Origin of the sequence: Micrococcus sp. KRD128, from assembly GCF_017168395.1 — a bacterium.
GTDB lineage: Bacteria > Actinomycetota > Actinomycetes > Actinomycetales > Micrococcaceae > Micrococcus > Micrococcus luteus.
The window spans coordinates 28,948-41,270 of record NZ_JABFAX010000018.1; the positions used below are offsets into that span (position 1 = coordinate 28,948).

Annotated in this window: 9 protein-coding genes; 8 read left to right on the plus strand and 1 reads right to left on the minus strand. The window is 72.8% G+C overall.

Going from position 1 to position 12,323, the window contains the following annotated elements; translation table 11 throughout:
- Positions 1 to 2 precede the first annotated feature (2 nt).
- From argB to argR, 4 genes are read left to right on the plus strand one after another with little or no spacing between them, the layout of a single operon-like run.
- The gene (gene argB / locus J1M44_RS09585; RefSeq protein WP_002853666.1) at positions 3 to 989 is read left to right on the plus strand and encodes an acetylglutamate kinase; all 987 of its coding nucleotides are present in this window, start codon (positions 3 to 5) and stop codon (positions 987 to 989) included.
- A complete protein-coding gene (locus J1M44_RS09590) occupies positions 986 to 2,272 on the plus strand; it encodes an acetylornithine transaminase (RefSeq protein ID WP_206480892.1) in 1,287 nt (428 codons plus the stop codon). The genes argB and J1M44_RS09590 overlap by 4 nt, the downstream gene beginning before the upstream one ends.
- Positions 2,269 to 3,228, plus strand: a complete 960-nt coding sequence (gene argF, locus J1M44_RS09595) for an ornithine carbamoyltransferase (protein ID WP_206480893.1) — start codon at positions 2,269 to 2,271, stop codon at positions 3,226 to 3,228. The genes J1M44_RS09590 and argF overlap by 4 nt, the downstream gene beginning before the upstream one ends.
- Complete coding sequence (gene argR, locus J1M44_RS09600) at positions 3,228 to 3,716, plus strand: arginine repressor (RefSeq protein WP_206480894.1); 489 nt, start codon at positions 3,228 to 3,230, stop codon at positions 3,714 to 3,716. The genes argF and argR overlap by 1 nt, the downstream gene beginning before the upstream one ends.
- 115 nt (positions 3,717 to 3,831) lie before the next feature.
- Here the strand turns inward: argR and rpf are convergent, their stop codons facing one another.
- Complete coding sequence (gene rpf / locus J1M44_RS09605; protein WP_206480895.1) at positions 3,832 to 4,764, minus strand: resuscitation-promoting factor Rpf; 933 nt, start codon at positions 4,762 to 4,764, stop codon at positions 3,832 to 3,834.
- 622 nt (positions 4,765 to 5,386) lie between these two features.
- Between rpf and J1M44_RS09610 the strand changes: the two genes are divergently transcribed.
- From J1M44_RS09610 to tyrS, 4 genes are all read left to right on the plus strand, one after another.
- Entirely contained in the window at positions 5,387 to 6,628 is a 1,242-nt protein-coding gene (locus tag J1M44_RS09610; RefSeq protein ID WP_060775414.1) for an argininosuccinate synthase, read from the plus strand.
- Between the two features lie 85 nt (positions 6,629 to 6,713).
- On the plus strand, positions 6,714 to 8,174 hold the full coding sequence (gene argH / locus J1M44_RS09615) for an argininosuccinate lyase (protein WP_098470557.1): 1,461 nt from the start codon (positions 6,714 to 6,716) through the stop codon (positions 8,172 to 8,174).
- Between the two features lie 167 nt (positions 8,175 to 8,341).
- Positions 8,342 to 10,630, plus strand: coding sequence for a HelD family protein (locus J1M44_RS09620; RefSeq protein ID WP_206480896.1), 2,289 nt, complete (start codon positions 8,342 to 8,344; stop codon positions 10,628 to 10,630).
- Between the two features lie 69 nt (positions 10,631 to 10,699).
- Entirely contained in the window at positions 10,700 to 12,043 is a 1,344-nt protein-coding gene (gene tyrS / locus J1M44_RS09625) for a tyrosine--tRNA ligase (RefSeq protein ID WP_002853651.1), read from the plus strand.
- Positions 12,044 to 12,323 lie beyond the last annotated feature (280 nt).

Below are 12,323 nucleotides of genomic sequence, written 5' to 3' on the forward strand. Positions count from 1 at the left end.
GCATGAGCCCGCACACCGACCCGGCCACGGCGGCCGCACCCGTCCTGTCCACCGCGGACCGGCTCGACCGCGCCGAGTCCAAGGCGGAGGTCCTCGTCGAGGCCCTGCCCTGGATCCGGCGGTTCGCCGGAACCGTCATGGTCGTCAAGTACGGCGGCAACGCCATGGTGTCGGAGGAGCTGCGCCGGGCGTTCGCCGAGGACATCGTGTTCCTGCACCACGTGGGGGTCCACCCCGTGGTGGTGCACGGCGGCGGCCCGCAGATCAACGCGATGCTCGACCGCCTCGGCATCGCGTCCGAGTTCCGCGGCGGCCTGCGCGTGACCACCGAGGAGGCCATGGACGTGGTCCGCATGGTGCTCACAGGACAGGTGGGCCGCGAGCTGGTCGGCCTCGTGAACTCCCACGGCCCGTACGCCGTCGGCTTCTCCGGCGAGGACGCGGGGCTGCTGCGCGCCCGCCGCACGGGCGCCGTCGTCGACGGGCAGGAGGTGGACCTCGGCCTCGTGGGCGAGGTCACCGGCGTCGACCCGACCGCGATCCTCGACGTGATCGAGGCCGGGCGGATCCCCGTGGTCTCGTCGGTCGCCCCCGAGATCGACGACGACGGCGAGCCCACCGGGCAGGTCCTCAACGTCAATGCGGACACCGCCGCCGCGGCCCTGGCCGCCGCCCTCGGCGCCGCGAAGCTCGTGCTGCTCACCGACGTCGAGGGCCTCTACGCCGACTGGCCGGACCGGGACTCCCTCATCAGCTCGCTCACCGCCGCCCAGCTGCGTGCGCTGCTGCCCTCCCTGGCCTCCGGGATGATCCCGAAGATGGCCGCGTGCCTGGCGGCCGTGGACGCCGGCGTGCAGCGCGCCCACGTCGTGGACGGCCGCCGCCCCCACTCGATGCTGCTGGAGGTCTTCACCTCCGCGGGCGTCGGCACCCAGGTGGTGCCCGACGCCGAGCCCACCGCCCCGACCACCCCCGAGGAGGACGCATGAGCACCGACCAGTCCGCGCTGCTGGAGCGCTACCACGCCGCCCTGACCGGAGTCTTCGGCCGCCCCACCCGCGTGCTCGTGCGCGGCGAGGGGGTCCACGTGTGGGACGCCGACGGCCGGCGCTACACGGACCTGCTGGCCGGCATCGCCGTCAACGCGCTCGGCCACGGCCACCCGGCGCTGGTGCGGGCCGTGTCCGAGCAGATCGCCACGCTCGGCCACGTGTCCAACCTCTTCACCTCCGAGCCGCAGATCCGCCTGGCCGAGCGCCTGCTGGAGCTGGCCGGCGCGCCCACGGGCTCCACCGTGTTCTTCGCGAACTCCGGCACGGAGGCCAACGAGGCCGCGTTCAAGCTCGCCCGCCGCCACGGTGCGGAGGACCCGTCCGGCCGCCGGACGCGGGTGATCGCTCTCGAGCGGGCCTTCCACGGCCGCACGATGGGCGCCCTCGCGCTCACGCACAAGGAGGCCTACCGGGCGCCCTTCGAGCCGCTGCCCGGCGGCGTGGAGCACGTGCCGGGCGGGGACGCCGCGGCCCTGCGGGCGGTCCTGGCCCCGGACGACGACGGCGCCACCGTCGCCGCCGTCATCCTCGAGCCGGTCCAGGGCGAGGCCGGCGTGCACGGCTGGCCGGCCGGCTACCTGGCCGAGGTGCGGGCCGCGACCCGCGAGGCCGGCGCTCTGATGATCCTCGACGAGGTGCAGTCCGGCGTGGGCCGCACCGGCACGTGGTTCGGCTTCCAGAATCCGGCGGTCACCGGTGCGGCCGAGCCGGTGGTGCCCGACGCCTTCACCCTGGCGAAGGGACTGGGAGGCGGCGTGCCGATCGGGGCGCTCGTGTGCGTCGGCCCCGCCGTCTCGGGGCTGCTCACCGCCGGCCAGCACGGCACCACGTTCGGCGGCAACCCCCTGGCCACCGCCGCGGGCCTGGCCGTGCTCCGGACCGTCGAGGACGAGGGCCTGCTCGGCCACGTCCGCGCCGCGGGTGAGGCCGTGGTCGCCCTGCTGGAGGACCTGCCCGAGGTGGCCGCGGTGCGCGGCCACGGCCTGTGGATCGGCGTCGATCTGGCCGACCCCGCGGGACCGGCCCCGGCCGGCGGGCTGGCCCCCGCCGTCGTCGCCGCCGGCCTCGAGGCGGGCTGGATCCTCAATGCCACCGGCCCCTCCACCCTGCGCCTGGCCCCGCCGCTGACCGTGCCCGTGGCCGAGCTCGAGCGCTTCGCCGCGGCCCTGCCCGGGCTCGTGGCCGCCGCCCTGACCCCCGCCGAAGGAGACCGCCCATGACCCCCACTGCCGCCGTCCGCCACTTCCTGGTGGACACGGACCTCACCCCGGCCGAGCAGGCCGAGGTGCTCGACCTCGCCGCCCAGATGAAGGCCGACCGGTTCCGGCACCGCCCGCTGGCCGGGCCCCGGACCGGCATCGTGTTCTTCGACAAGACCTCCACGCGCACCCGCGTCTCGTTCGCCGCGGGCATCGCCGAGCTCGGCGGGACGCCGTTGATCGTGAACCCGGGGGAGTCGCAGCTGGGCCACAAGGAGTCCGTGGCCGACACGGCCCGCGTGCTGGAGCGGATGGTCGGCGTCATCGTCTGGCGCACGTTCGCCCAGGCCGGCCTCGAGGAGATGGCCGCCCATTCCTCGGTGCCCGTGGTCAATGCGCTCAGCGACGACTACCACCCCTGTCAGATCCTCGCCGACCTGCTGACGGTGCGCGAGCACCTCGGCGGCACGGCGGGCCGCACTCTGGCGTATCTGGGGGACGCGGCGAACAACATGGCCCACTCGTACCTGCTCGGCTGCGCGACGGCCGGCATGCACGTGCGGGTCGCCGGACCCGAGGGGCATCTGCCTGCCGAGGACGTCGTGGCCGCCGCCCGACAGCGGGCGGCGGAGACGGGCGCTTCCATCCTCGTCACGACGGACGCGGCCGAGGCCCTGGCGGACGCGGACGTCGTCGTGACCGACACGTGGGTGTCCATGGGCCAGGAGGAGGAGAAGGAGGCACGCCTGGCGCTGTTCCGCGACTACCAGGTGAACGCCGCCGCGATGGCGCGGGCGGCCGACGAAGCGATCTTCCTGCACTGCCTGCCCGCGTACCGGGGCTACGAGGTCACGGCCGAGGTGATCGACGGGCCGCGTTCCGTGGTGTTCGACGAGGCCGAGAACCGCCTGCACGCGCAGAAGGCGCTCATCGCCTGGCTGCTGTACCGCTCCGGTCTGGCCGAGGAGCCGCGCTGATGGCCGCCCCCACGACGAAGATCGCCCGTCAGGCCGCGATCCGGGAGATCCTGGCCACCCGGGGCATCCGCTCCCAGGCCGAACTCTCGGACGCCCTGGGCGATCGCGGGCTGTCCGTCACCCAGGGGACGCTCTCGCGGGACCTCGTGGACCTCGGCGCGGTGCGGACGCGCGGGCCGGCCGGCATGGTCTACGCCCTGCCGGCGGAGGGTGACGACGGCGCCGCGCCGGGCCGCGGCTCGGACGCGCAGCTGAACCGGCTGGCGAGCATGGCCCGCGAGCTGCTCATCTCCGCCGAGCCCACCGCCAATCTCGTGGTCCTGCGCACGCCCCCGGGCGCGGCGCAGTTCCTGGCCAGCGTGATCGACCAGGCGCGCGTGGAGCACGTGATGGGCACGATCGCCGGCGACGACACCATCCTCGTCATCACCCCGGGGAGCACGTCCGCCCCGGCCGTCGCGGCCCACCTGCTGGGTCTGGCGGGCTAGCCGGACCCATCCGGCCCCGCCCGCGCGGGTGACGGGCACCAGACACGAGGAAGGCCCCCGCCGATGGCGGGGGCCTTCCTCGTGTCGTACCGGTCCGGGGGACCGGTCAGGCGTCTCAGGCCTGCGGCAGGACGAGCTCCTGGCCGACGTAGATCACGGCGGCGTCGGAGACGATGCCCTTGTTGGCCTCGTAGAGGGCGGTCCAGCCACCCTCGACCTCGTACTCGTTGGCGAGCTTCCAGAGGGAGTCACCGGACTTGACGACGATGGTCTCGGCCTCGGCGACGACGGCCTGCTCAGCGGCAGCGGCCTGCTCAGCGGCAGCGGCCTTCTGAGCGGCAGCCTTCTCCGCGGCGGCGGCGCGCTGGGCGGCAGCCTTGTCGGCGGCGGCCTGCTCGGCAGCAGCCTGCTTGGCGGCCCAGCGCTCGGCGGCGGCCTGGTCGGCCGCGGCCTGCTCGGCAGCAACCTGCTCAGCCGCGGCCTGCTCGGCAGCAGCCTGCTCAGCCGCGGCCTGCTCGGCAGCAGCCTGCTCAGCCGCGGCCTGCTCGGCAGCAGCCTGCTCAGCCGCGGCCTGCTCGGCAGCAGCCTCGTCTGCGGCGGACTGACGCTGCACGGTGGCGGTGCGCTCCACGGCGACCGGGGCGGCCTCGGTGGCGTCCACGTCACCGGCCTCCGCGTCAGCCTGGGTCAGGCCCAGCTTCTGCGAGCACAGCGGCCAGGCGCCCCAGCCCTGCAGGTCCTGGAGGATCTCGGCACGCTTGATCTGCTCGGCCTTCGAGGCCTGGTGCGGGTAGCCCTCGCCGCCGACGGCCTGCCAGGAGGACAGGGTGAACTGCACGCCGCCGTAGAAGCCGTTGCCGGTGTTGATGTCCCAGGTGCCGTTGGACTCGCACTCGGCGAGGCGATCCCAGGTGTCCACGGTGGCAGCCTGGGCCGGGGCGGAGAAGCCCACGGCGGCGGCGCCGGCGAGGGTCATGCCCGCGACGATCGAGGCAGTGGCACGGCGGGAGCGGGTGGCGGAAGTGGTGAAGAGAGTCATGGTGTCCATGGCGAGTCCTCGCTGATCGGCGGCCGAGGCGCACCGGGGTCGTCCTTCTCCTTGGTCGGGTCATGCCCTCCGTCGGTTCGAGACGACCCAGCAGCGGGCGACCGTCGGAGGGGGTTCGATATCGTGGCCTCCCCGTGCCCGACCTCTCGGTCAGATCACGGTTCGATCACGAATCGGCTACGGAAGAGTCAACGACGGGAGCCCCCCTCGCGTCAAATCATGGGTCGACGAATTCTTGCCCGTCTGTCTCAAATTTGAGATCAGGTGACGAATCGATCCCTAGAGTCGTGGGCGCGTGGATGAAATGCACGCTACTGGCCGGAGTTGCTGTCATGGTGTCTGATCCACCGGTGTGGACAACCTCCGTCACAGGAGCATGGGCAAAGGTCACGATCGACGGCCGAGGCCGTGACCTGAGTCGCGTTCGACCCGGGATTCGAGGGCGGGGCGATGGTTGCCCGTGGCCGTCGCTGTCGGCGCAGAGGGGCTGCACAGGGGCCATTGAGAGCTGATATTCCGTCAGTTGCATATTTATTCAAGACCCGGGTAGGATCGCCACCGAGCACGCCTCCGACGGCCACGCGCCGCGCTCGGAGACCCCCCTATATAAAGAGGAGAAAACGTGAAGGAACGCATCATCCTTGCCTACTCGGGCGGCCTGGACACCTCGGTGGCCATCGGCTGGATCGCCGAGGCCACGGGCGCCGAGGTCGTCGCCGTCGCGGTCGACGTGGGCCAGGGGGGCGAGTCCCTCGAGACGATCCGCCAGCGCGCCCTGGACTGCGGCGCCGTCGAGGCCTATGTCGCCGACGCGCGTGACGAGTTCGCCGAGCAGTACTGCATGCCCACGCTCAAGGCCAACGCCCTCTACATGGACGCCTACCCGCTGGTCTCCGCGATCTCGCGCCCGGTGATCTCCCGCCACCTGGTCGCGGCGGCCCGCCAGTTCGGCGCCTCGACGGTGGCGCACGGCTGCACCGGCAAGGGCAACGACCAGGTCCGCTTCGAGGTCTCCATCCAGACCCTCGGGCCCGACCTGAAGTGCATCGCCCCGGTGCGCGACCTCGCCCTGACCCGTGAGAAGGCCATCGAGTACGCCGAGCGCAACGACCTGCCGATCGTCACCACCAAGAAGAACCCGTTCTCGATCGACCAGAACGTGTGGGGCCGCGCCGTCGAGACCGGCTTCCTCGAGGACATCTGGAACGGCCCCACGAAGGACGTCTACGACTACACGGACGACCCCGCCTTCCCGCCGGCGCCGGACGTGGTCACGATCGCCTTCGAGCGCGGCGTCCCCACGGCCCTCGACGGCCGCGCGCTGAGCCCGCTGGAGATCATCGAGGAGCTCAACCGCCGGGCCGGTGCCCAGGGCGTGGGCCGGATCGACATCGTCGAGGACCGCCTCGTGGGCATCAAGTCCCGCGAGATCTACGAGGCACCGGGCGCCATGGCGCTGATCGCGGCCCACCGTGAGCTCGAGAACGTCACCCTGGAGCGTGAACAGGCGCGCTTCAAGAAGCATGTGGACCAGCGTTGGACCGAGCTGGTCTACGACGGCCAGTGGTACTCCCCGCTGAAGCGGAACCTGGACACGTTCATCGACGCGACCCAGGAACACGTCAACGGTGAGATCCGCCTGGAGCTCCACGGTGGCCGCGCCACGGTGCAGGGTCGCCGGTCCGAGACCGGCCTGTACGACTTCAACCTCGCCACGTACGACGAGGGCGACTCGTTCGACCAGTCCTCGGCCCGCGGGTTCATCGACATCTTCGGCCTGTCCGCGAAGACGGCCTCCGAGCGCGAGCAGCGCCTGCGCGGCAGCGACGACCTCCAGGACGTCGCCCGCCTGTCCAACGACTGACCCCGCACGCCCCGTGCACGACGGCGGCCCGCCCGCGACCGGGCCGGTCGCCGTCGGCCTGTCACCGACCTCGAGGAGACCTTCGATGACCGAGAACACCGACGCCCGCCACGGGACCAACGAGGGCGCCCTGTGGGGCGGCCGCTTCGCCGGCGGCCCTTCCGAGGCGCTCGCCGCGCTCAGTAAGTCCACGCACTTCGACTGGCGCCTGGCGCCCTATGACATCGCGGGTTCCCGTGCCCACGCCCGGGTGCTGCACACCGCCGGTCTGCTCAGTGCGGACGACCTGGACGGGATGATCGCGGCCCTCGACCGTCTCGAGGCGGACGTGCGTTCCGGTGCCTACGCCCCGGCGGCGTCCGATGAGGACGTGCACGGCTCGCTCGAGCGCGGCCTCATCGAGCGGGCCGGTCCCGAGCTCGGCGGCCGCCTGCGGGCCGGCCGATCCCGCAACGACCAGGTCGCCACCCTCGGCCGGATGTTCCTGCGCGACCACGCCCGCATCATCGCGCGGGGCGTGATCGCCACCGTGGACGCGCTGCTCGATCAGGCGCGGGCGCACCCATACGCGCCGATGCCGGGCCGCACTCACCTGCAGCACGCGCAGCCCGTCCTGCTCTCGCATCACCTGCTCGCGCACGCCTGGGCATTCGCGCGAGACCTGCAGCGGCTCGTGGACTGGGACGCACGCGCGGCCGTCTCGCCGTACGGCTCCGGGGCCCTGGCCGGCTCCTCCCTGGGTCTGGACCCGAACGCCGTGGCCGCCGAGCTCGGCTTCGAGTCGGCCGTGTGGAACTCGATCGACGGCACCGCCGCACGCGACGTGTACGCGGAGTTCGCGTGGGTCGCCGCGATGGTCGGCGTCGACCTGTCCCGCATCTCGGAGGAGGTCATCTTCTGGGCCACCAAGGAGGCGGGCTTCGTGAGGCTCCACGACGCGTACTCCACGGGGTCCTCGATCATGCCGCAGAAGAAGAACCCGGACGTCGCCGAGTTGGCCCGCGGCAAGTCCGGCCGCCTCATCGGCGACCTCACGGGGCTGCTGGCCACGCTCAAGGGCATGCCGCTGGCCTACAACCGCGACCTGCAGGAGGACAAGGAGCCCGTCTTCGACGCCGCGGACACCCTCGAGCTGCTGCTGCCCGCCGTCTCCGGGATGATCGCCACCCTCGAGTTCCAGACGGAGCGCATGGCGGAGCTGGCCCCCCAGGGCTTCGCGCTGGCCACCGACGTCGCCGAGTGGCTCGTCCGCCAGGGGGTCCCGTTCCGCGAGGCCCACGAGCTGTCGGGCGAGGCCGTGAAGGCGGCCGAGACCCGGGGCGTGGAGCTGTGGGACCTCACGGACGAGGAATACGCCGCCATCTCGCCGGCGCTGACCCCCCAGGTCCGCGAGGTGCTCAGCACGGAGGGCTCGCTCGCCTCTCGCGACGCCCAGGGCGGGACCGCACCGACGGCCGTCGCGGCGCAGATCGGGGCGCTCGAGGACGCCCTGGAACCGCTGCGCCGCTGGGCCGACACGCCGGGCTCCGTCGTCGACGCTCGCTGACGCGGTCGCCCGGCCGAGACGGCGTCGGCCGGGCCGGACGCGGCGGTGCCCCCAGGGCGCCGCCGCGTCACCCGCCGTTCACCGTGGTCGGCGTAGCATGGGTGGTCACTTTTCCGCCGGGCGGGCCGCAGCATGGTCCGCCCCTCACCGCACCGCGAGGGCCCCCGATGACCGATACCGTGTCCGTCCGCCAGTCCGAGCTCGACCTCGAGCGGGGTCGGGTCGCCGAGCGGTACGCCCGCCTCGACGCCCTGCGTGAGGAGAAGGAGCGCCAGCTCGCGGCCGTGCGCCGGACCGGCCCGCAGGGGTCGCTGCAGAACCACTCCGAGCGCGACGCCTTCGCCAGCCTCTACGAGGACCGGCTCGCCCAGCTCTACGCCGTGGACGACCGCCTCGTCTTCGGCCGGCTCGACCTCGACGCCGAGCAGGAGGGTGGGGCCGACGAGCAGCGGTACATCGGGCGCATCGGCCTCACCACCGAGGACCACGAGCGCCTCCTCGTCGACTGGCGCGCGGCCGAGGCCGGCGCCTTCTACCAGGCGACGGCGGCCCACCGGGGCCGTGTGCGCCGTCGTCGTCACCTGATGCTGCGGGGGCGCGAGGTGCGCGACCTCGAGGACGACATCCTGGACCCGACGCTGCTGGGCGAGGACGGGGTGCGCGCCGATGGCCAGGGTGCGCTGCTGGCCGCCGCCACCGCCCGACGCACGGGACAGATGGGGGACATCGTCGCCACGATCCAGTCGGAGCAGGACGAGGTGATCCGCGCGCCCCTGCCCGGGGCGGTCGTGGTCCAGGGCGGGCCCGGCACGGGGAAGACCGCCGTCGCCCTGCACCGCGCCGCCTACCTGCTGTACACCCACCGGGAGCGCCTCGCGCGCTCGGGCGTGCTGATCGTCGGTCCGTCGACCGCATTCATGCGGTACATCGAGCGGGTGCTGCCCTCGCTGGGTGAGACCGGTGTCGTGATGTCCTCGCTGGGGACGCTGATGCCGGGCGTGCGGGCCGTCCCGGAGCGGGACCTCGACGCGGCGGCGGTGAAGGGCCGGCTGGACATGGTGGACGCCGTCGCCCGCGCGGTCGCGCAGCGCCAGCGCCTGCTGGTCGAGCCGCGTCGCCTGCTGATCGACGGCACGACCGTCAAGCTCAAGCCGGCCATGGTCCGGCGCGCCCGGGACAAGGCGCGGGCCACCCGCAAGCCCCACAACGAGGCCCGGGTGACGTTCGTCAAGATCCTCGTCCGCGAGCTCGCGGAGAAGCTGCGCAAGAAGCTGGAGAAGTCCTCGGGCACCCCGGTGCATCGTGACCTCCTGCTGGAGGACGTGCGCACCTCGCGCGACGTGCGCATCGCGCTCAACCTCTGCTGGATGCCGCTGACGCCGGAGAGGCTGATCGGCGACCTCCTCACCCGGGAGGACCTGCTCCGGGCGGCCGCCCCGTGGCTGTCCGACGCCGAGGTCGGCGCCCTCCTGCGGCCGGCCGACGCCCCCTGGACCGAGGCCGACGTGCCCCTGCTGGACGAGGCGGCCGAGCTGCTCGGACGGCTCGAGACCCCGGGCCGGGGCGGTGAGTCCACGGCCCAGCACGAGCGCAACCTCGAGAACGCCCGGGCGTCCCTGGAGAACATGCACCAGACGCTCGCGGACCTGGGCGTCGACGGCGTCGTGGACGCCGAGCAGCTGGCCGCGGCCAATGAGGCACGCGGGGTGCGACGGACCACCGCCGAGACCGCGGCCCACGACCGCACCTGGACGTACGGGCACGTGGTGGTCGACGAGGCCCAGGAGCTCTCTCCGATGCAGTGGCGCCTGCTGGCGCGCCGCTGCCCGATGAAGTCGTTCACCATCGTGGGCGACATCGCGCAGTCCTCCCGTCGCGACGCGGCCGGCTCGTGGGCGTCCGTCCTCGCCCCGGAGTTCGGGGACCGCTGGCGCCTGGAAGAGCTGACCGTGAACTACCGTTCGCCGGCACGCGTGATGCGCTGGGCCGCGCAGGTCGCGCGGGCGGCCGGGCTCGAGGTCTCCCATCCGCGCGCCGTGCGTGAGGGCGATCACCGCCCGCGCCTGGTGACGGAGCCGGGCGGCGACGTCGCAGCCCTGGCCCTCGAGGCGGTCGAGGTCGAGCGGAACCGCGTGCCCGAGGCCCTGACCGCCGTGATCGCCCCCGCCGGGCAGACGGGGGAGCTGCTCACGGCCCTCCGCGAGCGGTGGGGGGAGGCGGCCGTGGACACCGCGCCGCTGCCCGGCGTCGCGATCGTCGTCGCCACCCCGTGGGAGACCAAGGGACTGGAGTTCGACACCGTCGTCCTCGTCTCGCCCGAGCGGATCGTGGACGACGCGCGCGGCGTGGTGGGCGATCTGTACGTGGCGATGACCCGCGCCACTCAGTCGCTGTCCGTCGTCGCCGGGACGGACGCGGCCGCGCTGCCGGCCGGGCTGGCGGACGTCCCGGAGTGAGCCCCTCAGGCGACGTCGCACGTGCGCGGCGTCGCGGAGGCGCGCGGGCGCGTCGCTAGGCTGGGGGCCATGGCACCCCAGAACGAGGAGCGCGCGGCCCGACTGCGCGCACAGGCGAACGACCCGAGCTTCGAGAACGTCTGGCAGGAGCTGCGCTGGCGCGGGCTCGTGCACGTCTCGACGGACGAGGCCGCGCTGGAGCAGGCGCTGGCCGGGGAGCCCGTCTCGTATTACTGCGGCTTCGACCCGACCGCTCCGTCCCTCCACCTGGGACACCTGGTCCAGCTGCTCACCCTGCGCCGCCTGCAGCTCGCCGGCCACCGCCCGTACGCCCTCGTGGGCGGCGCCACCGGCCTCATCGGCGACCCGCGGCAGACCTCGGAGCGCGTCCTGAACTCGCAGGAGACCGTGGCGGCGTGGGTGGAGTCGCTGCGCGCGCAGATCGAGCCGTACCTCTCCTTCGAGGGGGAGAACGCGGCGACCATGGTCAACAACCTGGACTGGACCGCGGGCATGAGCGCGCTGGACTTCCTGCGGGACGTCGGCAAGAACTTCCGCGTCGGCACGATGGTGAAGAAGGAGATCGTGGCCAAGCGCCTGAACTCTGATGAGGGCATCTCCTACACGGAGTTCTCCTACCAGGTGCTGCAGGGCAACGACTTCCTCGAGCTGCACCGCCGGCACGGCGTGACCCTCCAGACCGGCGGCTCCGACCAGTGGGGCAACCTCACCGCCGGCACCGAGCTGATCCGCAAGGTGGAGGGGACCCACGCCCATGCGCTGGGCACGCCGCTGATCACGAACGCGGACGGCACCAAGTTCGGCAAGTCCGAGGGCAACGCCGTCTGGCTCGACGCGGAGATGTGCTCCCCGTACGCCTTCTACCAGTTCTGGCTCAACACGGCGGACGCCGACGTCGTGGACCGGCTCAAGGTCTTCACGTTCCTGACCCGCGCGGAGATCGAGGAGTACGCGCAGAAGGTGGCCGACGAGCCGTTCCGCCGAGAGGCCCAGAAGCGCTTGGCGTGGGAGGTCACGGCGCTGGCCCATGGCGAGGAGACGACGACGAAGGTCATCGAGGCCTCCCAGGCGGTGTTCGGAGGGGGCGACCTCACCACGGTGGACCCGGACACGCTGACCGCCGTGCTGGCCGAGCTGCCGCAGGCCGACCGGACCCAGTGGGAGGGGGAGCCGGGCACCGTGACCGCGGTCGAGCTGCTGGTCTCGACCGGGCTGGTGGCCTCGCGCTCCGAGGCGCGTCGGACGGTGCGCGACGGTGGCGCCTCGGTGAACAACGTCCGGGTGACGGATGCCGACCAGGTGTTCACCCGAGACGACGCCTTCGCCGGCCGACACCTGCTGGTGCGCCGGGGCAAGAAGAACATGGCGGGCGCGGACCTGGGGGAGGGCTGACCGCAGCTGCAGACCACCGGTGTCCACCGTGAGTCGCGAAAAGTGACCGAGGACACGACGGGCGGCGACGGCGAAGCAACCGCCCACGGGAGGAGCACAGGGCCCCGTTCCCCGCAGAATCCTGCGGAGAACGGGGCCCTGCTTCGTGCCGGGACGCCGGGTGTCACCCCTGATTTTGTGTTCGGTGGGGTTCGTGTGTAGAGTTCCATCTCGTGCTCAAGACGCCGACCGGGTGACCGGGAGGCGGGGTGAAGAACACAGAATCCGCGGATTCATGCCG

Coding starts and splice junctions, on each gene's coding strand:
- tyrS (WP_002853651.1), top strand. CDS start 10,700: ATGGCACCCCAGAACGAGGAGCGCGCGGCCCGACTGCGCGCACAGGCG.
- argF (WP_206480893.1), top strand. CDS start 2,269: ATGACCCCCACTGCCGCCGTCCGCCACTTCCTGGTGGACACGGACCTC.
- argR (WP_206480894.1), top strand. CDS start 3,228: ATGGCCGCCCCCACGACGAAGATCGCCCGTCAGGCCGCGATCCGGGAG.
- argH (WP_098470557.1), top strand. CDS start 6,714: ATGACCGAGAACACCGACGCCCGCCACGGGACCAACGAGGGCGCCCTG.
- argB (WP_002853666.1), top strand. CDS start 3: ATGAGCCCGCACACCGACCCGGCCACGGCGGCCGCACCCGTCCTGTCC.
- rpf (WP_206480895.1), bottom strand. CDS start 4,764: ATGGACACCATGACTCTCTTCACCACTTCCGCCACCCGCTCCCGCCGT.
- J1M44_RS09620 (WP_206480896.1), top strand. CDS start 8,342: ATGACCGATACCGTGTCCGTCCGCCAGTCCGAGCTCGACCTCGAGCGG.
- J1M44_RS09590 (WP_206480892.1), top strand. CDS start 986: ATGAGCACCGACCAGTCCGCGCTGCTGGAGCGCTACCACGCCGCCCTG.